We start from the raw sequence: 24,097 nt of genomic DNA on the forward strand, positions 1-24,097 counted from the left end.
CAATCCTCGCAACGTGGGAAAGAGCGCTCCCGTTCACCACTTGTGCGCCGGTCTTCGGACGCGGTCGCGATCTCCCTCCAGGTCTGTCGGTCCCTCGCCCGAAGGCGCGTCTTCACGCTCCCGGCAGGGCGCCGGCACAGGTCGCACCTCGCCGGCCGGGCGCCGCCTGGCCACTCCACCCCGAGGGCCGGCGGCGGCGAAGATCGTGCGGATGGTCGCCGCGGCGGCCGTCTCAACACCCGAAGCATGCCGGTGACGAAGCGGAGGAGTCCCTCGGCCGGCGCCGTCCGGTCGAGGCCGCCGTCCGGCCCGACGATTCAGCCGTCAATGGTGACGTTCATCGAATAGGTCACTCCGCGCATCAGGAGTCCTCCTCGGCAGCGGGTCGGCAGTGCGACCGCCGGAGCCACCCGCCGGGCGGGTCGCGGCTCGCGCCGTCGCTCGGACGAATCACCTCACGAGAGCACGAATCTCACACTTCGCCCCGGTGTGCTCCCCGGATTCCCGCACTGAACACCTCCGGCGTCCGGCCCCGCCCCGGGTGGCGTCCGCCTCGGCGGTCCGGCTGCTGGTGGCCTTCGGGTTCCGTTGTTGCGCCAACCAGGCAGACAGATGGGACGGCATTGATCACGTGCCGACGGATTGCCTTGGACCCTCCGGTAGCGTCAGGGCATGAGTCATCCCCATCCAGAGCTTAAAACTGCCCCGCCGCTGCCCAAGGGAGGGCTCAGGGTCACCGCCCTGGGTGGCCTGGGTGAGATCGGCCGCAACATGACGGTCTTCGAGTACGCGGGCAAATTGCTGATCGTCGACTGCGGAGTGCTGTTCCCCGAGGAGAACCAGCCCGGGGTCGACGTCATCCTGCCGGACTTCACCTCGATCCGGGACCGCCTGGACGACATCGTGGCCGTCGTGCTGACCCACGGCCACGAGGACCACATCGGCGGCGTGCCCTACCTGCTGCGTGAGCGGGCGGACATCCCCGTCGTCGGCTCGAAGCTGACGCTGGCTTTCCTGGACGCCAAGCTCAAGGAGCACGGCATCAGGCCGCGTACGGTCCGGGTGCGCGAGGGCGACAAGCGGAGCTTCGGGCCCTTCGAGTGCGAGTTCGTCGCGGTCAACCACTCCATCCCGGACGGGCTCGCGGTCGCGATCCGTACCGGCGCCGGTCTTGTGCTGCACACCGGTGACTTCAAGATGGACCAGTTCCCGCTGGACGACCGCATCACCGACCTGCGTGCCTTCGCCCGGCTCGGCGAGGAGGGGGTCGACCTGTTCCTCACCGACTCGACCAACGCCGAGGTGCCGGGCTTCACGACATCCGAGCGCGAGCTGAACCCCGCGATCGAACAGGTCCTGCGTACCGCGCCGCGCCGCGTCATCGTCTCCAGCTTCGCCAGCCACGTGCACCGTATCCAGCAGGTGCTGGACGCAGCCCAGCAGCACGGCCGCAAGGTCGCCTTCGTGGGCAGGTCCATGGTCCGCAACATGGGTATCGCCCGGGAGCTGGGCTATCTGAAGGTTCCTTCCGGCCTGGTGGTCAGCACCAAGGAACTCGAGAAGCTGCCCGACCACAGGATCACCCTCATCTGCACCGGCTCGCAGGGCGAGCCCATGGCCGCCCTCTCCCGCATGGCCAACCGCGACCACATGATCCGCATCGGCAAGGGCGACACCGTCCTGCTCGCCAGCTCCCTGATCCCGGGCAACGAGAACGCGATCTACCGGGTGATCAACGGGCTGACGCGATGGGGCGCCAACGTGGTGCACAAGGGCAACGCGAAGGTGCACGTCTCCGGGCACGCCAGCGCGGGAGAGCTCGTCTACTGCTACAACATCGTCAAGCCACGCAACGTCATGCCCGTGCACGGCGAGTGGCGCCACCTGCGCGCCAACGGTGACCTGGCCATCCGTACCGGCGTCGACCCCGACCGGGTCGTCCTCGCCGAGGACGGAGTCGTCGTCGACCTCGTCAACGGCCGCGCGTCGATCACCGGCAAGGTGCCCGCGGGCAACGTCTACGTGGACGGCATGACCGTCGGCGGCGCCACCGAGGCGTCGCTGAAGGACCGCGTCACCCTCGCCGAGGAAGGCGTCGTCACCGTGGTGGCGATCGTGGACTCCGGCACGGGCGCCCTCGCGGAGCCGCCGGACTTCCTGGCCCGGGGTTTCGTCCACGACGACACGACCTTCGAGCCGGTCATTCCCGTGATCGAGAAGACCCTCGCCAAGGCCGCCGAGGAAGGCGTGGGAGACGCGCACCAGCTGGAGCAGCTCATCGCCCGGGCGGTCGCGTCCTGGGCGTTCCGGACCCACCGCCGCAAGCCGCTCATCATCCCCGTCGTCATCGACGCGTGAGTGGCGGGCGGACGAGACCGAGAGGTGAACGGATGAGCGCGCGTTTCGAGGAGCTCGACTGGCGCCCGACACCCATGGGTGAGATCAGCCTGCGGCGGCGCCGGGACCCGGCAACGGGAGTCGACGTGCACGAGGTGAAGCTGGGTGACGAGTTCCTCATGTCCAGCCTCTTCACCGCGGGCGAGATCGCACTCACCCGGCTCGGTCTGGCCGGGGCGACCGGTGGCGAACTGGACGTCGTGGTGGGCGGACTGGGCCTCGGCTACACCGCCCGGGCAGCTCTGGACGACCCGCGCGTGCGCTCGCTCGTCGTGGTCGACGCTCTCGCCGAGGTGATCGACTGGCACGAGCGGGGACTCGTGCCGCTGGGCAGCGGCCTGGCGTCCGACCCGCGCTGCCGCCTGGTCCACGGCGACTTCTTCGCGATGGCCGCGGAGTCCAGCCTGGATCCGCAGGACCCGGACCGCCGGTTCGACGCGGTGCTGCTGGACGTCGACCACTCCCCGCGCCACGTGCTGCACCCTCGGCACGCGGCGCTCTACCTCCCCGACGGGCTGCGGGCCCTCGCCGGCTGCCTGCGACCCGGCGGCGTCTTCGCCCTGTGGTCGAACGACCCGCCGGACGAGGAGTTCATCGCCGTACTCCGCGGCGTCTTCGCCGATGCGGAGGCCCACGTCGTGGAGTTCGACAACACGCTGCAGGGCGGGACCTCGACCAACACCGTGTACGTGGCGGCCTAGGGAACCCAGGACCTGGAGCCGTCTACCCCCTTCCGGCCACGTTGGCGGAAGGGGGTTTCGCACTCTCACCGACGCGCGGGCCGGTGCGACGCGCGGGCCGGTGACCGGTGTGCCCTCGGTGGCCGTCACCGGCGTGTGTCACCAGGTGGGGCCCGCAGCCTGCCGCGTGGGGCTGAGCACGTGCTCGACGGCCTGCGCCGTTCGCTCGTCCGACGGCAGACGGCAGACGGCAGACGGCAGACGGCAGACGGCAGACGGACCACCAACTACCTGCGCGTCGGGAGTGAGTTCCGGCGGCACCTTCGTTGCCGGAGCGCTGGTGGCGAAGGCCGCTCCGAGGGCACGGCTCGGTTACGCCGCTACTCTGCACGGCGTGATCAACTCTTATGCGGGGCTTGACGATACCGAGGTGGCGATCGCCGCCGTGCGCGCCGGAGCGGACGTGGTCCACGGGATGTACGGGCAGCGGCTCGCCCGCATCGACAAGGGCGCCGGGGACTTCGCCACCGCTGCCGACGTCGAAGCCGAGAAGGCGATCCTCGGCGTCATCCGCGCCGCCCGGCCCGACGACGCGGTGCTCGGCGAGGAGGGCGGGCACCAGGGCTCCGCCGGTGCCGTACGCCGGTGGCTGGTCGACCCCTTGTGCGGCACGTTGAACTACGCGGCCGGGACCCCTGTCGTGGCCGTCAACGTGGCGCTGCGCGACGGGGCGGCCGCGGTGGCCGATCCGTTCGCGGGTGATGTGTTCTTCACCGACGGCGAGCGCGCCCATGTACGGCACCACGGGGTGGATGCCCGGCTGGTCCCCACGGCCGCCACCGGTCTCGTGGACGTCAATCTGGACCCGCCGTTCCCGAACGCCCCTGGCTTCCGAGCCGTCGAACTCCTGGCGCGACCGGGGTTCACCGCACGCTTCCGGCCACGCGTCGTCTCGACGACACTGGCGCTGACCTGGGTCGCGGCGGGCAGACGCGCCGCGTACGTCACCGACGGCGGCGATCTCTCCGGGAGCGTGCACTTCGCCGCCGGGATCTCGCTGTGCCGCGCGGCGGGCTGCGTGGTCACCGGCATCGACGGCGCTCCGGTCGGACTGGCCGGACATGCCGGACAGACCGGCCGAGGACTCGTCGTGGCGGCCGACCCCGAGACCCACGGGCAGCTGATGTCCCAGATCCGGAACCGCGGGTGAGGGTGTTCGTGCGGCCTTCGGGTCCGACTTGAGGATCACGCGTTCATCGTGCAATCCTCTCGCCGGCCGGTGCCCCGAGGAGAATTCTTGGGCCTGAAAGGTGACTGCCACCCACGGTCGGGGCGTCGTTCACGGTGTGGACAGAGGAGGCTGTGTAGCGTCGGCTCCAGCTGTCGTGGTTCGCAAGGAGCGGCCCGTGGACGAGAGTTCGCGGGCGTTCTGCTGTTCAGTCTCTCCAAGAACCATGGCGATCACCTCCGGTGCCCGTACGGTGCGGGCGCCGATTTCTGTGTCTGCTTGGAGGACAAAAATGGCCAGTGGAACCGTGAAGTGGTTCAACGCGGAAAAGGGCTTCGGTTTCATCGAGCAGGACGGCGGTGGTCCGGACGTGTTCGCCCACTACTCGAACATCGCCGCCCAGGGCTTCCGCGAGCTCCAGGAAGGCCAGAAGGTGAACTTCGACGTCACCCAGGGCCAGAAGGGCCCGCAGGCGGAGAACATCACCCCCGCCTGATCGCCCAAGATCGGAGCGGGCCCCGCACCAGCCGGCGGGGCCCGCTCGCCTTGGCCGTTACGTAGGACCCATGGGGCAGGGATCCATGGACGCGGGGGACTTCACGGTCGCACGTCCGGGCCGGGCGTCGCTGGAGGGCCTCCTCGCGGCGGTACCGCGGAGTGCGGTGGACGAGGCCGTGGCGGCGTGCCGGGTGACGGAACCCCGGATCGCTGAAACCGGGGTCGCGGGACACGGAGCCGCAGCACACGGGATCGATGAGCCCCAGGTCGCTGGGCGCGAAATCGCTGCGCACGGGGTCGCCGAGCGCCTGGACCAGCAGCGCCTGGACGAGCGGCTCTCCCCGTACGCGACCGCCTGTCTCACCATGGCGCTGTGCCTCTTCCCCGACGACACGGCGGAGGACATCACGCACGAGCTCTTCGCCCTGCTGGATCCGTCCGGCGGTCGGGACCCCTCCTGGGAGCCGCCGGCCTCTTCCGACATCCTGCGGGCGCGCGAGCGGCTCGGTCCCGACGTGCTGCGCGAGACCTTCTACCGGGTGGCGGGGCCGGTCACCACCGGCGATACCCCGGGCGCATGGCTCCGCGAACGGCGGCTGGCGGCGATCGACGGGTTCGAGTTCGACCTCCCCGAATCAGCCGCGAACGCGGCGGAGTTCGGTTGCTCCGACGCGCAGGCGGGCCTCCCCGCTCGCCCCAGGGCCCCAGGTGGTGGCCGTCGTGGAGTGCGGATCACATGCCTGCATCGACGCCGAAGCCGGTCCGTGCGGAAACACGGTGACCATGGCGGCCACGCTGCCGGCTTCGGTCTCCCCCGACACGCTGCTGATGGCCGGTCGTGGTTTCTACGGATTCGAGGCGTTCACCGCTGCCGCCCAGACGGGAGCGGCGCCGGCCTGGCAGGTACCGGCCGACCTGGACCTCCCGCGGCTGACGTCCTGTCCGACGGTACGTATCTCTCCGCCCTGGTCGACCCGCGTCTGCCCGGTCATGAGCGGGGCGCGCCGCTGCGGGCCGTCCGATCAGGGGCGAAGCCGGACCCGGTCGCCGCCCACGTCGTACGGGTCGTCGCGTACGACGCCGACGGCGCGGAGCGGGACCGGCTGGTCACCGATCTGACCGACCCGCACGCCGCGACGACCGGTGGACTCGCCGCCGCCCACGATCTGCGGCGGGAGGCCGAGGCCGCGAACAGGCGGGCACGGACGGTCGCGCGGTCCACGGTCCCGGCCCTGGTCCACCAGGAGATCTGGGCGGGACTCCTGGTCCGGTACGCGGTCGGTTCCCGGGGCTGAAAGGCCTGCGGCGCCGCCCGTCAGAGGCTCGCCGCGCTGCCCGGATTCGTGTCCTCGATCGCGGCCAGAAGGTCCCTGCGCCTGCGGCGGGACAGGGAGTCGCCGTCGACGCTGCTCATCGCCCACTGGACGGCGCAGGGGCCGTCGTGGGAGACGTCAGGACACAGCACGTCCGTGAACCGGTCCATCAGCGCTTCGTGTTCGGCCGCTGTGGCGACGACCGCGATGCCGATGTGCCGCAGGCGTGGGCGGTCTGCGGGTTCCGAGGAGTCGGGTGGGGTGGGGCCAGGCGTGATGGAGTCGGGTGGGGTGGGAGCAGTCGTGGTGGGATCAGGTGCGCTGATGTCCGGCCTTGCGGGGTCCGGCGTCGCGAGGTCCGGCATGGGCGGTCTCTTCTCTGCTCGGGGTCGGAACGGGACGCCTCAGATCCGCTGTACGGCCCGTACCGAACACGCCGGTCGCGTCGTCCAGGCGGCGCCCGCTGACCGTAACGCTTGTACGCCGGACCACGGCCGGCCTCCAGGCATCTGCGGGGCCGGGGTCAGCACGAACCGTGCCAGGCTTCCCGGCCTTCTGAAGAACGCCGTCGCCCGCCACAACCAGCGGTGACAGGCGACAGCTTCCCTCAGCCGGTGATGATCGCCGGGTCGCTGACTCCGGGCGCGCCCGTCTCGACGTGCCCCGCGAACCGCCGCCGGAAGGTGCTGCTCCCGTCGGAGACGAGAGTCAGGTCGTACCAGCGCGCGCTCGCCCGCAGGTCGACCGTGTGGTGCACCGTGGTTCCCCTGGCCACCCTGAAGGTCTGCGAGGACCCGCCGTACGCGTTGCTCAGGGTCAGGTCGACGTCGGTGGCGCCCGGGTTCCTCATCGTCAGTACGACCGTGCCGGCGAGGTCGTCGTGGCGGGCGGTCGCTTCCGGGCCGGCGGTCGTGCCGGGTCCCCGGAAAGTGCGGAGGAAGCCGTTGGGGCCGTACACCCAGAGGTCGTACACGCCCTTCGAGTAGCTCGTGTTCCACGTGTCGCCGAGCGTCCTGCCGCCCTCCACGGTGTACGTCCACGGGCCGTCCGTGCGGTTCGGCGACGTGACGTGGAAGCACGCGCCGGCCCGGGCGCCGGCGCCGAAGGTCAGCGTGAAGCGGCCCGTCGAGGGGGTCGCGGCGCCGTCCGTCACCAAGGTGTACGGCAGTGGCCTGGCGGGCCGTGAGCCTGGTTCCTGAACGGGCAGGACACCGGTCGCGGGCGGCTTCGGCACGTAACTGGGGTGCCGGTCCCCGTCCGGCGGCCGGTAGCCGTCGGTGCCCGGCAGCGCGGCGGGGGTCGTGTCCCTGAGGCCGAAGTCGAAGACGGAGGTGAGGTCGCCGCAGACTGCCCGCCGCCAGGGCGAGATGTTCGGCTCGCCCACACCGAAGCGGCGCTCCATGAACCGGAGGATCGAGGTGTGGTCGAAGACCTCCGAACACACGTAACCGCCCGTGCTCCAGGGCGAGACGGCGATCATCGGGACGCGCTGTCCCAGTCCGTAGACACCGGCGGCGTACTTGGTGTTGCCGGGGAAGCGGTCGAGGGCGGTGCTCACGGTGGAGAGGCCCTGGGCGGCGGAGGACGGCGGGTACGGCGGGATCACGTGGTCGAAGTAGCCGTCGTTCTCGTCGTAGGTGACGAAGAGCGCGGTCCTGCTCCAGACCTCCGGGTCGGAGGTCAGTGCGTCCAGGACCTGGGATATGTACCAGGCGCCGTAGTTGGCGGGCCAGTTCGGGTGCTCGGAGAAGGCTTCGGGCGCCGCGATCCAGGAGATCTGCGGCAGGGTTCCGGCGGCGACGTCGGCGCGGAGTCCGTCGAAGAGGCCGTCACCCTTCGACACGTCCGTACCCGTGCGGGCCTTGTCGAACAGCGGATCGCCGGGCCTGGCGTTGCGGTAACGGTCGAAGTACAGCAGCGAGTTGTCCCCGTAGTTGCCGCGGTACGCGTCGGCGATCCAGCCCCAGGATCCGGCCGCGTCCAGGCCGTCGCCGATGTCCTGGTACACCTTCCAGGAGATTCCGGCCCGCTCCAGGCGCTCGGGGTACGTCGTCCAGCCGTACCCGGCCTCCTCGTTGCCCAGCACGGGACCGCCGCCGCTGCCGTCGTTGCCCGTGTGCCCGGAGAGCATGTAATAGCGGTTGGGGTCCGTGGCTCCGACGAAGGAGCAGTGATAGGCGTCGCAGACCGTGAACGCGTCCGCGAGCGCGTAGTGGAACGGGATGTCCTCACGGGTCAGATACGCCATGGTGCCCGCCGACTTGGCGGGGATCCACTGGTCGTACCTGCCGTTGTTGAAGGCCCTGTGACCGCCGGCCCAGTCGTGGTTGAGACCGGCGATGAACTGCATTCCGAGGTCGTCGGCGTCCGGGTGATAGGGCAGGACTTCCTTGCCCCCGTCCGGCTGATGCCAGACCGGTTTCCCGCTCGGGAGCGCCGTGGGACGCGGATCACCGAATCCGCGGACACCCTTCATCGAGCCGAAGTAGTGGTCGAAGGACCGGTTCTCCTGCATCAGCACGACGATGTGCTCGACGTCCGCCAGCGTGCCGGACACCCGCCGGGCCGGGATGGAGGCGGCGCGGGCGATGCTCTCCCGCAGGGCCGACAGGCCGGCGGTCGCGCCGGCGATCTGCAGGAAGCGGCGGCGATTGAGTTCAGGCATACGGTGCGGACCTCTTCGGAGTCGGGGCGGGGCCTTCTGTGACGGTTCCGGTTCCAAGGGCAGCTGGCTGAAGGAGAGTCCGGGCGTCGCCCGGGTCACGAGGTGGCGTATGCGACAAGAACGGCCGGAGTCGTCCGTGCCGTGACGGTCCGTCAGCCTAGGGGCTCGGCCACGGCCGTCGGCCGGTGGCGGCGAAGAGTCCATGGGGACGCGCCGGAAGTCCATGCCCGGCACATCCCGGCATCACTTGCCAACAGGACCTTGGCCGCGTCGGCCGCTCCGGGCAGATGCGGGTGCACCGGATACCGAGCGGCATGAGGGTCCTTCGCGCACCCCGCCCCGTATGGAGCACCTGCAGGAGGCACGCGGTCCGCCCCGCACCGGGTCGGGTGCGGGACGGACCTGCGGCCGTTTATTTCCCAGACCCATTCGAAGGAAGATGGCGGGGCATTTCTGTTCGACAGAAACACGATCGAGTGTACGAAATCCCGGTGCGCAGTGTTTATATGGCCCGAAATACACCCTGACGGGGGGTCGGAACCGACTGCCAAACGGGTGTGCCCCACATGGCCCCATGAGCGAGTCACACGTGTTTTCTGGTCAACTGTCTGCCAAAGTGCACTTCTGTTTTACCCACTTGATCAGTCCTTGGAATCCAGCCGCCCACCTTCATATTTTCGATGGCCAGGGCTTCCCATATCGATATTCCCTGCCGTCGGCGCCTTTTCGGGGGCCCGTCCGTCGGGGGGCACGTGAGAAGAGGGCCATGCGTGCGGCAAAAGAGCTTTCCTGAAGAACGACGGGTAACCGTTCTCCATGTGGTCCAGCCGGTGGAGGGCGGCGTCGCGCGCGTCGTCACCGACCTCGTCAGGGCGCAGGCGCTGGCGGGACTGCGGCCCGTCGTGGCCTGCCCGCCCGGTAGCCCGCTGGCGGACGGAGCCCAGGCAGCCGGCGCCGACGTGCTCGCCTGGCCGGCCGTACGCGATCCCGGTCCCGGGCTGGCCTCGGAGGTGGCCACCGCACGCCGGCTCGTCCGGCAGTGCGGACCCCAGATCGTGCACGCGCACAGCGCCAAGGCGGGCCTCGCGGCACGGCTCGCGGTACGGGGCCGTATCCCCACGGTGTTCCAGCCCCACGCGTGGTCCTTCGAGGCCGTGGAGGGCCGCACCGCGCAACTCGCGCTGAAGTGGGAGCGGTTCGGCGCGCGGTGGAGCGACCACATCCTCTGTGTCAGCGAGTCCGAGCGCAGCACCGGTGAACGGGCGGGCATCTCGGCCCGGTGGGCCGTGGTCCACAACGGCATCGACCTCGGACACTTCCGCCCCGGCGGCCCCGCCGAACGCGCGGCGGCCCGTGCCGCGCTCCCCCTGCCGGACGGCGTCGACGCCCGTACACCGCTGGTCGTGTGCGTCGGCAGGCTCAGCCGGCAGAAGGGCCAGGACGTGCTGTTACGGGCCTGGGAGCAGCTGCGTGTCGACGGCGCACGGCTGGTCCTGGTGGGTGACGGACCGGAAGAGCGGCGGCTGCGTGACACGGCCCCCGCCGGTGTGGTGTTCGCGGGGGCCAGTCAGGACGTCCGCCCGTGGCTCCACGCCGCGGACGTGCTCGTACTGCCCTCCAGGTGGGAGGGGATGGCGCTGGCCCCGCTCGAAGGGATGGCCTGCGGCAGACCGGTCGTGATGTCCGACGTGAACGGGGCCAGGGAGAGCCTGCCCCCGGGCCACGACGTCCACTGCCTCGTACCACCGGAGAATCCGGCGGCCCTCGCCGCCGCGCTCACCACCCTCCTGACCGATCCGGCGCTGAGGGACGAGCTGGGCCGCACCGCCCGGACCCATACGCGGTCCGTCTTCGACGTCCGGAAGACCGCAGGAGCCGTCCATCGCATCTATCAGGAACTTGTCGGCTTGCCCCGGCCCACGACGAGAAAGCGCACCGACCGATGACCACGGAGAGAGCCCCCGCACCCCGCGCTGCCCAGGCGACGGCCGAACCCCGCAAGGCCTCCACGATCCACCCGCCCCGGCGGGGTTCCCGTCATGAGCCGGCCGGGCGCACCACACGCCGCTTCGGCGGGTACGGGGCCACCTGGCGGCTGCCGGCCGCCGACGCGCTGGCCCTGGGGCTCACCTTCGCCGTGCTGCCCGCGACGCCGTGGCCACCGGCCGTGATCGCGGCCCAGGCGGCCGTGCAGCTGCTGCTGCACGCCTACCGGGGGCTGTACCGGCCGGGGCTCTCCGGGTCCTGCCTCGCCGAACTGCCCGCCCTCCTGGGCCTCACCCTGATCCAGTGGTTCGCGACCGCGGAGGTGCTGACCGCGTACGACCCCCGCTACTCGGCCGGCTGGACCGCGCTCTGCCTGGCGATCGTCACCCAGACCCTGCTGTGCTGCGCCGCCCGCGCCCTGGCCCACCGGTCACGGCGCCGCTCGGCGGCCCGCGACCCCCGCTCCGCCCTCGTCATCGGGCAGGGCCCGGCCGCCCAGGAGGTCACGGCCGCCCTGCACGGACACCCCGAGTACGGGCTGCGGCCCGTCGGCCGGGTGGACACCGCGTCCTTCGCCGCCGACACGCCCCCGTCCGGCGCGGCACCGCTGCCGGTCCTGGTCACCCTGGAGGACGTCGGCCGCGCCGTCATCCAGAACAGCGTGCGCGACGCCCTCTTCACCACCGCCCCCACAGCCACCCGCGACGGGGAGGCGCTCTTCGCGCTGCTCGCAGGACACGGCTGCCGCATGTGGCTGATCGAAGGCCCGGCGGCCGGGGCCTTCGCACCGCGCCGGCCCGGGCGCCCCGACCACGTGTGGGGCTTCGCCGCGCACCCCCTGCACAACGGCGGCGGGCGGACCGTCCCGTACGCGGCCAAGCGCGCCATGGACGCCGCGCTGGCCGCCCTCGCCCTCCTCGCGGCGGCACCACTGCTCGCGGTCTGCGCTCTGGCGGTACGGATCTCCGACGGACCGGGCGTGATCTTCCGTCAGGAGCGCGTCGGACGGCACGGACGCCCCTTCGTCCTGCTGAAGTTCCGCACGATCAGACCGGCCGACGCCCACGAGTCCGCCACCCGGTGGAACGTCTCCGCCGACCGGAACATGAGCCGCGCCGGCCGTCTGCTGCGCCGCACCTCGCTCGACGAACTGCCGCAGCTGTGGAACGTACTGCGCGGAGACATGAGCCTGGTCGGCCCGCGGCCCGAACGTCCCTACTTCGTCGACCAGTTCAGCCGTCTGCACACGGGCTACGGGGCCCGTCACCGGATGCCGGTCGGGATCACGGGACTCGCCCAGGTGCACGGGCTGCGCGGTGACACGTCCATCGAGGACCGGGCCCGCTTCGACAACCGCTACATCGAGACGTGGTCGCTCTGGCAGGACGTGTGCCTCCTGGCCCGTACCGCGGGTTCACTGTTCCGCCCGGGAGGCAGCTGACCGTGGCCGCCACCCGGACCGCCGACCCCGCCGTCGCCACCGTTCCGCACCCCCGGACCCACCCGGGAGACAGCCCACGGGCCGGACGGTGGACACGGCAGTGGCCGCTGCTGCCGCTGATCGCGACGGTGCTGCTGCTCACCCTTCCGGTCACGGACGCGGGGACCGGCGACCCGCAGGTCACGCGCCCGGCCGACCTCGTCTCGGGGCTCGCGGTACTGCTCTGCCTGGCCCGCCTTCTGCATCTCCGCCGGCGCCCGCTGACGCCGGCCGCCGCGCTGGTGCTGGGGCTGCCCGCGCTGGGCTTCGCCGTGGCGACGGTCACGGCGGCGGACCCGTCCGCCGCGCTGCCGGGCTTCGTCCGCTACCTCCAGGTCTTCGTCCTGGTCCCCGCCGCCGTGTGCCTCCTGATCAGGGACGCCCAGGGGTTCCGGACCGTCGTCTGCGCGCTCGTGCTCCTGGCCCTGGTCCAGGGGGTGACGGGCATTCACCAGTACGCCACCGGCACCGGTGCCTCCTACATGGGTGAGGACATCCGGGCCGTGGGCACGTTCGGCCCCGGCGACATCATGGGCATGGCCACCGTCGTCGCCTTCGGTCTCCTCGCGACCGCCGCCTGCGTACTGCGTACGCCCGAGGGCGCTCCCCGCTGGCTGCGGCCCTGCGCCCTCGGCGCGACCACCGTGCTCCTCGTCGCTCTCGTGCTGTCGTTCAGCCGGGGCTCGTGGATCGCCACGGCGATCGCCGCCCTCGCCCTCATCACACTGACCGGACCGCGCCAGGCCCTACGCGCCCTGGCGGTCCTGGGCGCCACCGCCGTCGTGCTCATCGGCGGCTTCGGCATCGGCTCGGAGATGGTCTCCCAGCGGCTCACCAGCATCACCGAGGTGACCGCCGACCCCGACCAGTCGGTCACCGACCGCTACACCATGTGGTCGGCGGCGGCGAGCATGTGGCGCGAGCACCCGGCTGCCGGCGTGGGACTGAAGGGCTTCCCCGCGCACCGCGACGGCCACGCCTCGATCGCGCTCTCCGCGGGCAGCGACACCGCGGGCGCCGGTCAGGACTTCCGCAAGCAGCCGCTGCTCTCCCCGCACAACATGTATCTGCTCGTCCTCAGCGAACAGGGACTGATCGGTCTCACCGCCCTCGCGGGCAGCTGGCTGGCGTTGCTCGCCGGCGGCGTCCGCAGGGTCGTCGTCAGCCGTGCGCGCGGGGACACGGCCGTGGACTGCGGACTCGTCGCGGTGGGGCTGATGGTCTGGCAGACCGTCGACTTCCTGTACGCGGACATCGGCGGCCCCTCGACCGTGCTGACGGGAATCGTGCTCGGTCTGGCCGCCTGGTGGGCCCTGGCCGCACCGGAGAAGGTGCGGCCGACGTGAACAACACCGGGATCGAGTCGGGGCCGCCGGTGGAGGCGCTCCCCGAACCACCGCTCACCCCGCCCGCTCCCAGGGAGCCGGCCCTCACAGCCGGTTCCGGAGCGGAGACGTCCGGGGGCGCCGGGTCCCCCGGACTCGGCCGCTTCCTCGCCAGGGCCGCGGCGGTCACCGCCGGACTGACCGTGGCCGGCGCCCTGCTGGGGCTCGTACGCGACCAGGCGATCGCGCACCTCTTCGGGGCGAGCGGCGCGAGCGACGCCTTCCTGATCGCCTGGACCGTGCCGGAGATGGCCGCCACCGTGCTGATCGAGGACGGCATGGCCCTGCTCCTCGTCCCGGCGTTCAGCCACGCGCTGGCGCGCAGGGCGGCGGGCGCCGGGCGCGGGACGGACGCCTCCGCACAGGGCGCGGAGGGCGCGGACGACCCCGTGCGGGAGCTGATCTCGGCCACGCTGCCCCGGCTGTTCGCCCTGCTGGCCTGTGTCGCGGCGCTGCTGGCGCTCGGCGCGCCCTGGGTCGTGGGAGTCCTGGCACCGGGCCTGAGCGATCCGCGGCTCGCCGTCGACTGCACCCGTCTGACGAGCGTCACCGTCCTCACCTTCGGCATCACGGGCTACCTCAGCGCGGCCCTGCGCGCCCACCGCAGCTTCCTGCCGCCGGCCGGTGTCTACGTGGCGTACAACGTCGGCATCATCGGCATGACCTTCGCCCTGCACTCCCTCTGGGGCGTGCGCGCGGCGGCGGCGGGTGTCGCCGTCGGGAGCGTCCTGATGATCCTCACCCAGCTCCCCGCGTTCGTCCGGCTGATGCCCGCCCGGATGCCCAGGAGAGCCCGGGGTACGCGCCCGTCCGCCGGTCGCCGCTTCGCCGGGGCCGCACCTCCGCTGCTGGGGGCCACGGTCCTCGCCCCGGTCGTGATCTTCGTGGTGAGCCGTCAGGCCCAGGTCCTGGTCGAACGGTTCCTCGCCTCCTCGCTGCCGGCCGGTGCGATCTCGCACCTGAACTACGCGCAGAAGGTCGCGCAGATGCCGATGGTCCTCTCGCTGATGATCTGCACGGTGACCTTCCCCGTCATCGCGCGAGCCATGGCGAACGGCGACCGGGAGAAGGCCAGGGACCGGGTCGAACGCGACCTGGCACTGGCCGGCATGGTCGTCCTCGCGGGGACCGCGATGGTGCTCGGGTACGCGCCGCAGATCGTCGAAGTCCTATTTCAGCGCGGGGCGTTCGACGCACTGGACACCAAGGCGACGGCTGACGCGATGCGGGTGTACGCGCTGGGTCTGCTCGGCCACTCCCTCGTGGGAGCACTGAGCCGGCCGTACTTCTCAGCCGGCCGGCCCACCTGGTTCCCGGTCTTCGCGATGGCCACCGGGCTGCTCGTCACGACCGGCGCCGGATTCGCCATGACCCACCGCCTGGGCGTCAACGGCATCGCGGCGGCCAACGCCATCGGGATCAGCACGGCCGCGCTGCTCCTGCTCATGGGCCTCGGCACACGTGTGGTGACCATCCGGGTCCGGGCGGTCGCCCTCTCGCTGATCCGGCTCGCCGGCGCCGCCGCCGTGGCGGGGACCGCGGGGTGGCTGGCGGCGCCCCTGGCGTCCGATCCCCTTCTGAGCGTGGCCGGCGGCTGCGTCCTCGTACCGGTCCTGTTCCTGCTGGCCGGGCTCGTGTTCCGAGCTCCGGAAGTCGTTCATCTGCTGACCCTCATCCGACGGAGGTTGCTTCATGGCCGCTGACCCATCGGCTCGCACCGACTCGCGCTCCTCCCGTCTCCGGCCGGCCGCGTGCGCCCAGCCGTGGATCCTGACGTACCACTCGGTGTGCGAGCGGACGAGCGACCCCTACGGCATCACCGTCTCCCCGGAGCGCCTCGACCGGCAGCTGGCCTGGCTCCGGCGCCGCGACTACACGGGCGTGAGCATCGCCACGCTGCTGCGCACCCCCGCCGACAGGCGGCGCGGGCTCGTCGGGCTGACCTTCGACGACGGCTACACGGACTTCGTCCGCGAGGCCCTTCCGGTGCTGCTCCGCCACGGCTGCTCGGCGACCCTGTTCGTCCTGCCCGGCCGGCTCGACGGCTCGAACGAATGGGACCGGCCGGGCCCGCACAAACCGCTCCTCGGGGCCGCGGGCATCCGCGCCGCCGCCGACGCGGGGATGGAGATCGGCTCGCACGGCCTGCGCCACCGGGATCTGACCTCGCTGTCCGCCGCGGAGCTGCGCCAGGAGACGCACCGAAGCCGTGAGTTGCTGCACGACATCACCGGTGTCACCCCCGAGGGCTTCTGCTACCCGTACGGGTCGGTCGACGAGCGGGTCGTCGAATCGGTGCGCGAGGCGGGATACGGCTACGGCTGCGCGCTCACCCCTGGCCCCCGGCCCGGCCCCTTCACCCTGCCCCGCACCCACATCAGCCACGCCGACCTGGCTCTGCGCCTCTGGGCGAAGGACCTGCGTCACCGGCTGCGCCACCGGGCGGAAGCCGCCCCCGACCGCCTGCTGCCCGCAGCCGCGAGCGCGGTGTCCGGGGAGCGCCGATGAGGGCCCTGCACATCATCACCGGCCTCGGCATCGGCGGGGCGGAACAGCAACTCCGGCTCCTGCTGCGCCATCTGCCCGCCTCCTGCGATGTCGTCACCCTGACCAACCCCGGGGCGGTGGCCGACGGTCTGCGGGCCGACGGCGTACGTGTCACGGACCTCGGGATGAAGGGCAACCGCGACCTGGCGGCGCTGCCGAGACTGGCCCGGGTCATCCGGCAGGGGAAGTACGACCTCGTCCACACCCATCTGTACCGGGCCTGCGTCTACGGGCGGATCGCCGCCCGGGCGGCCGGTGTCCGCGCCACGATCGCCACCGAGCACTCGCTGGGCCGGGCGGAGATCGAGGGGCGTCCCCTCACCCGCTCCACGCGCGCGCTCTACCTGCGGACGGAGCGGCTCGGCTCCGCCACGGTCGCCGTCTCCTCCACGGTCGCGGGGCGGTTGCGTGAGTGGGGTGTACCCGCCGCACGCATCCACCTCGTACCCAACGGGATCGACGCGGAACTCTTCCGGTACGACGAGGACGCGCGACGGGCCACCCGGACGCTCCTGGGCATTCCCGACGACGCCTTCGTGGTGGGGGGCGTAGGCCGGCTCGTCCCCGGCAAACGCTTCGACGTCCTCGTACGGGCCGTCGCGGCACTGCCGGGCGCCCGGCTTCTGCTGGCCGGGGACGGACCGGAGCGCGGCGCGCTCACGGCGCTCGCGGAGCGGCTCGGTGCGGCCGGCCGGATCCGGCTGCTCGGGGAGTGCGACGCCGACCGGCCGGGCGCGGGCCCCGGTGTCCCGGCGCTCCTGAGCGCCATGGACACCTTCGTCTCGACGTCCCGCGAGGAGTCCTTCGGACTGGCCGCCGTCGAGGCGCTGGCAGCAGGGCTGCCCGTCCTGTACGCCGCCTGCCCCGCCATCGAGGACCTGCCCGCCGACCAGGCCGAGGGCGCCACCCGCGTCACCGGCCGCGCCGAGGAGCTGACGGCGGCCCTGCGGCAGCGGATGCGCGCCGGACCCCACAGGCTGCCGCCGCCCCCGGCCGTCGGCCACTACGACATCAGGCGCAGCAGCGGTCACCTCATGGACGTCTACGACCGTGCTCTCAGCGGGCGCTGAAGGCGCCGGCGCCCGATCCCCAGCACTTCCAGCCCCCTCCCACCCCCTCCCCGACGGAGAGCCCCCTCATGACCGAGTCGCCCGAGCAGCGCCCGGCCGTCCCCGGACGGTTCAGCCGACTGCGTCCTCTTCCCCCACTGCCCCGTTGGTGGCCGCTGCCCGCCTGTGTCCTGCTCGGGGCGGCGTGCGGCCTCTCCTACGGGCTGCTCGCCACCCCGCAGTACACGGCCACGGGTTACGCCCTGGCCGTCACCGACAAGGGCGCCGACTCCGCGGCGGCCCTGGGCTTCGCCCAGTCCTACGGCCGGCTCGCCACCAGCGATTCCACTCTCGGCTACGCGCGCGGGGCCGCCGGGGAGTCGGTGAACGAGCTGCGTAGCCGCGTGCAGGTGGAGACCTCTCCCGACTCGCCCATGATCGCGGTCAGCGGTACGTCCGACTCGCCGCGGCGGGCGGCCGAGATCGCCAACGCGGTCGTCGAGGCCATCATCGTCAGCGGCGATCACGTGGCCAAGGACACCGGGGTCAAGCTCATCAAGTTCGGTCACGCCATCACGCCGGAGGAGCCGGTCTCCCCGTCCGCCCCGCTCGGAACGGCCGTGGGAGGAAGCGCGGGCGGGCTGCTCGGCGGACTGGCACTGCTCGTGCGGCCGCGTCCTGCGCGCAGGAGCTCCGAGGCCCACGTGCCCGCCCCGGCCACCGCCCAGGCGGCCGGTCAGCCGGTGGGCGCGGACGAGCGGGAGCTGGTGTGAGGAGTACCGGCCGCAGGGAGGGCCTGACCGTCACGCTCTGCCGCGACCTCGGCGAGTTCGGCGCGCTCGCGGACGAGTGGGACGCGCTGCACCGCCGCTGCCGGACCGCCACCCCGTTCCAGAGCCACGCCTGGCTCCACTCGTGGTGGCTCTCGTACGGACCCGCCGGCCGCCTGCGGGTGGTGCTGGCCCGTCGTGACGGCCGTCTGATCGGCGCCGCTCCGCTGATGCTCGTCCACCGTCCGATGCCGCTGCTCGTGCCCATGGGCGGCGCGATCTCCGACTTCTTCGACGTCCTCGTCGACGAGGAGGAGTCCAAGGTCGCCCTCGTGGCCCTGGAACGCGGTCTCGACCGGGCCGCCCGGCACGCGGTGATCGACCTTCGGGAGGTACGGCCCGACGCGTCGGCCCAGCTCCTGTTCGACAGGTGGTCCGGGCCGCGCACCCGGCTCGACGACTCGACCTGTATGGAGCTGCCCGCGGAGCCGATCGGCGCACTGCTCCAGCGGCTGCCGGGCTCACGGGCCCAGCGGGTGCGGGCCAAGCTGCGCAAGATCGACGCCCTGTCGGTCGAGTGCCGCCCCGTGCCCGCGCTCGACGTGCCCGGCGCCGTGGGCAGGCTGTTGCGCCTGCACGAACTCCAGTGGACCGGCCGCGGCGTCAACCCCGAGCATCTGCGGCCGCGCTTTTCGGCGCACCTGGTGCGGGCCACCCGGCGGATGGTCCGCGACGGCGGGGCCGCCCTGACGGAGTTCCTCGTGGACGGCGACGTCGTGGCGGTGAACATGTCGCTCCAGTCGGACCACCTCACGGGCGGCTATCTGTACGGCGCCCATCCCTCGCTGAGGGAACGGAAGGTGGACGTGTCGACGATGCTGCTGCGCGAGGTGTCCCAGCAGGCCGCCGACACCGGGCGCACCGTACTGAGCCTGCTGCGCGGCTCGGAGCAGTACAAGAACCACTGGGAGCCGGTCCCGGTCGTCAACCAGCGTCTGCTGCTTGCCTGTTCCGGTCTCGACCCGCTGCTGCGGCTGCGGGTGTCGCAGCTGGAGGTCCGGGACCTGGCGGCGCAGACCGTGAAGACCCGGTTCCCCGCCGCCCGCGACTGGCACCGGCGGCTGAACGCGCTGCCCGTCGTCGGACGGTAGACGCGCAGCCGGGTTACGACTTTTGTGCCAGTCCGTTACCGTCTGTCGATTTTTCCGTTGTCAGGTCATACGGGGTCCCCAACTCCGTGGCACACCACACTTCACGAGGAGAACTGATGTCGCGTATCTCGAAGGCAGCCGCTGTCATGGCAGGCACGGGTGCCCTGATCGCGGGCGGCGCCGGCATGGCTGCCGCCGACGCCGGAGCCCATGGCGCTGCCGCCCACTCCCCCGGTGTCCTTTCGGGCAACGCCGTCCAGGTGCCGGTCCACGTCCCGGTCAACCTCTGCGGCAACTCGGTGAACGTCATCGGCCTGCTGAACCCGGCCTTCGGCAACACCTGCGCGAACGTCTCCGGTGGCCACCACGAGGGCCCGGGCGACTACGGCTACGGCAACTGATCTCACGTACCGAGAAGCGGCTGGGCCTCCTCCTGCTCCGGAGGGGAGGTCCAGCCGCTTCCGTGTGTCCGGGGCGGGGCCGTTCAGACGTACCGGTACAGGCCCGCGTGATCGAGGAGTTCCGAAGGCGCCACGTCCCAGGGCGGCATGGGCTCGTCGAGGCCGAAGACGCGGTCACGGTCCGGGCCCGCCTCACGGGTCCTCGCACCGGGCGCGTACCGGGACCTGGGGTGCGCCTTCTGCCAGCGTGACCACAGCAGGTCCATGTAGGCGTGGTGGAACCAGAAGACGGGGTCGTTCGGCGAGGCCGCGCCCGCCATGAGGCCGCCGACCCAGCGGTGCACCTGGTTGTGGTTGCTCACGCCGCGAAATCCCCGGATGCCCCAGCCCTCGATCCGGTTGCGGAATCCGGTCCTGCTGACGCTGTTCCAGGGCTCGGCGTCGTACACCGGGTCCTTCAGGGCGGCCGCCACGTCCTCCCTGCTCGGCAGCGTGACGGGCGACGAGGGGCGTCCGAAGTTCCGCGTGAGGTAGGGCCGTTCGGTGACGCCGTCGTCGATGTTCCAGTTCCCCTCGCCGTAGGCGAACGGCCCCGTCATGACCTGCCGGTCACCCGGCCTGCCGTTCCCGCCCAGCAGGTCGTCCGCCCAGAGCGAGGCGCTCGGAGTGTTCTCCGACGTCCAGTCCCAGTACGGGATGGACACACCGGCGTCGACCTCCTGCAGAGCCGCCTCGAACCGCAGGAGGTACTGGCGGTGCCACGGGAAGAAGGAGGGGGTCATGTGGGCGGGTCTCGGCCGGTCCTCGCCGTCGGTGACGTAGAACTCCCGGTGCAGGACGACGAATTCGTCGTACCGTCCTGACCGCTTGAGCTCCAGCATCGCGCCGACCAGGCGCCGCTTCTCGGTGCGCGTGAGATTCCGCTGGTTCTTTCGGTTGTACACCCGTGCCGGTCCTCCCGTTTCAGACGCTGTGCCGCGGACGGACCGCGGACAGCTGTGCGGACCCGAGCTCGTCGACCGCGGCGCGAGCCGTGGCCAGCAGCGTCGGGAACGACTCGTAGTGGTTGGCATCGCTCACATAGCTGCCGTCGGCGCGCCGCATGATGTGCAACGGCCGCCCGTCCACGTGCACTTCGAGATGCGGGACGAGGTCCGTCGCCCCGGCGCCCGCGGCCCGGACCGTACCGCCGGGCCCGCCCGCCGGCACCATGACCGTCGCCGCGCCCCGGATGTCCCGGCCCCGGTACATCTCGGCGAACCGTTCCGGTCGCGCACCACCGGCCTTCGCCGACGGGGGCACGGGCTCCCGGCCCTTCGCCATGAGGGGGGCGAGCACCGCCGCCGTGGCCGAGGTCACCGCCACGGTGAAAGCGGTACGCAGCACGACCCGTCGGGACCTCCCGCGCACCCCGGCCCCCGTGCCCCTCGCGTCCGTCATCCGGCCCATGGTGTGCGCACCTGCCTCTCGTCCACTCTTCCGAGGTGTTGACGTATCCGACGTTGACAACGAGACACCGACGGAACAGTTCTCGTACAAGCGGCGCGCCGATCACACCGATTGTCCTGAATCGCGCCAGCATGGCCGTCCTGGAATGTGGAGGTTGTGCAATGACTGTTCCCAGGCAGGGAAACCGGGACCGCGCGCTGCTGCTGGAGGACGTGGATCTCGCCGATCCGTCGTTCTGGACGCTGCCCCGGTCCGTCCGGCTGGAGGCGTTCGCGCTGCTGCGGCAGTTGGACGCGCCGGCGCGGTTCACGACCCGGGCGACGTCGCGCGGGGGGACACGGTCAGGGCCGGGAGAGTCGTTCTACGCGCTGGTGAAGCACGCGGACGTGAAGGCGGCCAGCCGTCGGCCGCAGCACTTCGCCAGCGCTCCGGGGGTGACGACCCCGGAGCCGGCCGGCTGGGCGAAGGCCGTCTTCGGCAACTCCATGGTCAACATGGACGGCGAGGAACACGCGGCTCTGCGCCGGATCATCTCGCGCGCGTTCACCCCGAGGCTGCTGGCCGGCGCCGAGGAGAACATCGGTGAGCTCGCGCGTCGCCTGGTGGACGAGCTGGTCGCCGAGCGGCCCGACGACTTCATGCCATCGGCGCCCTCGCGGCTGCCCCTGGAGGTCATCTGCGACCTCATGGGCATCCCGGAGCGCCACCGGCCGCGGATCTCCCAGCAGATCGATCACGCGTCGGCGTACGTCGGGGTGCGGCGGCGGGGGCGGGACCGGCTGCGTGTGCCCGGGCGCGGACTGCGTTCCCTGGCCCGGATGCACCTGGTGATGGCGGGACTGGCCCGGGAGCGCCGCCGCAATCCCACGGGCGACCTCATCTCGGCCCTGGTGCGGGCGGACGTCGACGGTCAGGCACTGACCTCCCGCCAGCTCGGCTCCTTCTTCTCGCTGCTGCTGGTGGCCGGTGTGGAGACCACGCGCAACGCGATCGCCCACGGCATGGCCCTGCTGGCACAGCACCCGGAGCAGCGGGCCCTCCTGGAGTCGGACTTCGACCGGTACATCGACGGCACGGTCGACGAGATCGTCCGGCACTCGACGCCGATCATCCAGTTCCGGCGGACGGTCACCGACGCGTGCTCCCTGGGCGGCCGGAGTTTCCGGCCCGGCGAGAAGGTGGTGCTGTTCTACGCGTCGGCCAACCGGGACGGGTCCGTCTTCACCGACCCCGATGCCTTCGACATCACCCGGAATCCCAATCCCCATCTGGGATACGGCGGGGGCGGGCCTCATCACTGCATCGGGGCCCATCTGGCACGACTGGAGATGAAGGCGCTCTTCCGGGAACTGGTCGCCCGCCAGGGCACGCTGGGGACGGTCGGCGAGCCTCAGCTGGTGGACTCGAATTTCGACAACCGGGTGCGCTCGCTCCCCTTCTCCTTCAACAGCCGCTGAACCGAAGCGAAACCTTCGGAATTTCACCCGAACGGCCCGGCTTGAATCGCGTAGCTTCGCGAATGGCCCACCGGTCGGTGCCTGAACCGCCCCATAAAGAAAATGTCTCCTTATTGTCGAACTGGTAGGAGGAAACACCGGACAGAAGGAGGAGCCGTGTCCGCACAGCGCCGTCTCATCAACATCTGCGTCGGGACGGCTGCGCTCAGTCTCCTCGCCGCCGGTGGAATCGTCGCAACGACCTCGACCGGCACGGACACCACGGACGGTGCCCCGCCCTCACGTGCCGCCGATGACGGCACCACCGCACACGGTGCCTACGTGGGCTACGGCCCCGAGGGCGTACGGCGGACGGCGGAACTGTCACGCTGGCTGGGCGGCGCGGAGCTGCGGGCGGGGCACAGCTACCTGCCGGGCGACCTCTGGTCCAACATCGAGGGCAAGCCGGACTTCCTGCGGTCCTGGGCGACCTGGCGGAACGCCGACGAGGACCGGATGTTCGTGCTCAACGTGCCGATGCTGGAGCGCAACGAGGAGGGGGTGGGCGATGCCGAGGTCCGCAGGCTGCTGCGGGCCGGCGCCGCCGGTGACTACGACCACCACTTCCGGCGGCTGGCCGAGCGGCTGGTCCAGCTGTCGATCCCGGACACGGTGATCGTGCTCGGCTGGGAAATGAACGGCATCACGTACACGCATCGCTGCGGCCCGGACCCCACGGCGTGGAAGGCGTACTGGAACCGCATCGTCACCACGATGCGTGCCGTCCCCGGGCAGAAGTTCCGCTTCGACTTCGCCCCCAGCCGGGGCACGGACGCGGTGCCGTGGACGCGGTGCTACCCGGGCGACGACGTCGTGGACATCATCGGGATGGACACCTACGACCAGCCGCCCGGCCGGAGCTTCGAAGAGCAGGTGAACGGTCCGTACGGTCTGCAGAAGCACGTCGACTTCGCCGCCGAGCACGACAAGCCGATCTCCTTCCCGGAGTGGGGCCTCTTCCGCAACGGCGACAACTCCGTGTACATGCGGCGGATGCTCGAATGGATCGAGAAGCACGATCCGGTGTACCAGACGATCACGGACTACTGTCCGCACGGTGTGTGGCAGTGCTCGGAGAACCCCCAGTCCTCACGGACGTACCGGTCGATGATGAGCAAGAACCCGGCCCCGTCGGCCACGCCGGATCCGAGTCCGAGCCCGACGACGCCGGCCCGGCCGCCCACCCCGAAGCCGACCAAGCCCACGCCGACGGCCCCCGCCCCGGAGCCGAACTCCCGGAAGTGGTGCATCACGGTCCCGCTGAGCGACTGGCTCGGCCGGTGGCTGACGGACCGTCAATTCTGCGTGCGGTACTAGGCGGGCTACGGCGACCCCGGTTCCGGCTCCTGTGGATCCGGGGCCGGGGCCCGGCCTGAACCGGGGTCGGCACTTCGAGGGCGTGTGACGTCGTCCACTGCCACCGATTTCAGGTGACACCCAAGGAAGCTTCCACGTACGGTAGTTGCGCCCGGTTCGTCCAGGTCACAAGCGCTTGCCGAACCCCTGGAAAGCCGAACAGGCGTACACAGAAGCTGAGTTCCCCGTCGGAACCGGCCGAGATGCGAAGCATCCGACCTGTCTGAACTTCACGGGAACTCCAGC

Annotated in this window: 20 protein-coding genes; 16 read left to right on the forward strand and 4 right to left on the reverse strand. The window is 71.4% G+C overall.

Annotation, left to right across the window (positions count from 1 at the left end; all coding sequences use genetic code 11):
* The first annotated feature begins 672 nt into the window (after window positions 1–672).
* From AB0C82_RS08820 to AB0C82_RS08840, 5 genes are all read left to right on the forward strand, one after another.
* A complete protein-coding gene (locus tag AB0C82_RS08820) occupies window positions 673–2,358 on the forward strand; it encodes a ribonuclease J (RefSeq protein WP_362837825.1) in 1,686 nt (561 codons plus the stop codon).
* Window positions 2,359–2,390: 32 nt separating this feature from the next.
* Window positions 2,391–3,098, forward strand: a complete 708-nt coding sequence (locus AB0C82_RS08825; RefSeq protein ID WP_362837827.1) for a spermidine synthase — start codon at window positions 2,391–2,393, stop codon at window positions 3,096–3,098.
* Between the two features lie 373 nt (window positions 3,099–3,471).
* Window positions 3,472–4,287: an inositol monophosphatase family protein gene (locus AB0C82_RS08830; RefSeq protein ID WP_362837829.1), complete on the forward strand. Its 816-nt coding sequence runs from the start codon at window positions 3,472–3,474 to the stop codon at window positions 4,285–4,287.
* A 310-nt stretch (window positions 4,288–4,597) separates the two neighbouring features.
* Window positions 4,598–4,801: a cold-shock protein gene (locus AB0C82_RS08835; protein WP_037908938.1), complete on the forward strand. Its 204-nt coding sequence runs from the start codon at window positions 4,598–4,600 to the stop codon at window positions 4,799–4,801.
* Between the two features lie 70 nt (window positions 4,802–4,871).
* The gene (locus AB0C82_RS08840; RefSeq protein WP_362837831.1) at window positions 4,872–6,098 is read left to right on the forward strand and encodes a transposase domain-containing protein; all 1,227 of its coding nucleotides are present in this window, start codon (window positions 4,872–4,874) and stop codon (window positions 6,096–6,098) included.
* 20 nt (window positions 6,099–6,118) lie between these two features.
* On the opposite strand, the gene AB0C82_RS08845 is transcribed toward AB0C82_RS08840, so the two are convergent.
* Window positions 6,119–6,481 (reverse strand): hypothetical protein, encoded by a 363-nt coding sequence (locus tag AB0C82_RS08845; protein ID WP_362837833.1) that lies wholly within the window; start codon window positions 6,479–6,481, stop codon window positions 6,119–6,121.
* 242 nt (window positions 6,482–6,723) lie between these two features.
* Entirely contained in the window at window positions 6,724–8,781 is a 2,058-nt protein-coding gene (locus tag AB0C82_RS08850; RefSeq protein WP_362837835.1) for a phosphocholine-specific phospholipase C, read from the reverse strand.
* A gap of 770 nt (window positions 8,782–9,551) precedes the next feature.
* Between AB0C82_RS08850 and AB0C82_RS08855 the strand changes: the two genes are divergently transcribed.
* The 9 genes from AB0C82_RS08855 (at window position 9,552) to AB0C82_RS08895 (ending at window position 19,550) form a co-directional block, all read left to right on the forward strand.
* On the forward strand, window positions 9,552–10,727 hold the full coding sequence (locus AB0C82_RS08855) for a glycosyltransferase family 4 protein (RefSeq protein ID WP_362837837.1): 1,176 nt from the start codon (window positions 9,552–9,554) through the stop codon (window positions 10,725–10,727).
* Window positions 10,724–12,208 (forward strand): exopolysaccharide biosynthesis polyprenyl glycosylphosphotransferase, encoded by a 1,485-nt coding sequence (locus AB0C82_RS08860; RefSeq protein ID WP_362837839.1) that lies wholly within the window; start codon window positions 10,724–10,726, stop codon window positions 12,206–12,208. Before AB0C82_RS08855 ends, AB0C82_RS08860 begins: the two co-directional genes overlap by 4 nt.
* A gap of 2 nt (window positions 12,209–12,210) precedes the next feature.
* Window positions 12,211–13,593, forward strand: a complete 1,383-nt coding sequence (locus AB0C82_RS08865) for an O-antigen ligase family protein (protein WP_362837841.1) — start codon at window positions 12,211–12,213, stop codon at window positions 13,591–13,593.
* Entirely contained in the window at window positions 13,590–15,335 is a 1,746-nt protein-coding gene (locus AB0C82_RS08870) for a lipid II flippase MurJ (RefSeq protein ID WP_362837843.1), read from the forward strand. Before AB0C82_RS08865 ends, AB0C82_RS08870 begins: the two co-directional genes overlap by 4 nt.
* On the forward strand, window positions 15,325–16,140 hold the full coding sequence (locus tag AB0C82_RS08875; RefSeq protein ID WP_362837845.1) for a polysaccharide deacetylase family protein: 816 nt from the start codon (window positions 15,325–15,327) through the stop codon (window positions 16,138–16,140). Before AB0C82_RS08870 ends, AB0C82_RS08875 begins: the two co-directional genes overlap by 11 nt.
* Window positions 16,137–17,249, forward strand: coding sequence for a glycosyltransferase (locus tag AB0C82_RS08880; RefSeq protein ID WP_362837847.1), 1,113 nt, complete (start codon window positions 16,137–16,139; stop codon window positions 17,247–17,249). Before AB0C82_RS08875 ends, AB0C82_RS08880 begins: the two co-directional genes overlap by 4 nt.
* A gap of 68 nt (window positions 17,250–17,317) precedes the next feature.
* A complete protein-coding gene (locus tag AB0C82_RS08885; protein WP_362837849.1) occupies window positions 17,318–18,001 on the forward strand; it encodes a lipopolysaccharide biosynthesis protein in 684 nt (227 codons plus the stop codon).
* A complete protein-coding gene (locus tag AB0C82_RS08890) occupies window positions 17,998–19,149 on the forward strand; it encodes a GNAT family N-acetyltransferase (RefSeq protein ID WP_362837851.1) in 1,152 nt (383 codons plus the stop codon). Before AB0C82_RS08885 ends, AB0C82_RS08890 begins: the two co-directional genes overlap by 4 nt.
* Before the next feature lie 116 nt (window positions 19,150–19,265).
* On the forward strand, window positions 19,266–19,550 hold the full coding sequence (locus AB0C82_RS08895) for a chaplin (RefSeq protein ID WP_362837853.1): 285 nt from the start codon (window positions 19,266–19,268) through the stop codon (window positions 19,548–19,550).
* An 83-nt stretch (window positions 19,551–19,633) separates the two neighbouring features.
* Here AB0C82_RS08895 and AB0C82_RS08900 read toward each other — a convergent pair whose 3' ends face one another.
* Window positions 19,634–20,494 (reverse strand): tyrosinase family protein, encoded by an 861-nt coding sequence (locus AB0C82_RS08900; RefSeq protein ID WP_362837855.1) that lies wholly within the window; start codon window positions 20,492–20,494, stop codon window positions 19,634–19,636.
* A gap of 19 nt (window positions 20,495–20,513) precedes the next feature.
* Window positions 20,514–20,999 (reverse strand): tyrosinase family oxidase copper chaperone, encoded by a 486-nt coding sequence (locus tag AB0C82_RS08905; RefSeq protein ID WP_362837857.1) that lies wholly within the window; start codon window positions 20,997–20,999, stop codon window positions 20,514–20,516.
* A gap of 161 nt (window positions 21,000–21,160) precedes the next feature.
* Here AB0C82_RS08905 and AB0C82_RS08910 point away from each other — a divergent pair, with 161 nt between their 5' ends.
* The gene (locus AB0C82_RS08910; protein ID WP_362837859.1) at window positions 21,161–22,456 is read left to right on the forward strand and encodes a cytochrome P450; all 1,296 of its coding nucleotides are present in this window, start codon (window positions 21,161–21,163) and stop codon (window positions 22,454–22,456) included.
* A 156-nt stretch (window positions 22,457–22,612) separates the two neighbouring features.
* The gene (locus AB0C82_RS08915; protein WP_362837861.1) at window positions 22,613–23,812 is read left to right on the forward strand and encodes a glycosyl hydrolase; all 1,200 of its coding nucleotides are present in this window, start codon (window positions 22,613–22,615) and stop codon (window positions 23,810–23,812) included.
* Window positions 23,813–24,097 lie beyond the last annotated feature (285 nt).

It is taken from the genome of Streptomyces sp. NPDC048560 (assembly GCF_040650955.1).
GTDB lineage: Bacteria > Actinomycetota > Actinomycetes > Streptomycetales > Streptomycetaceae > Streptomyces.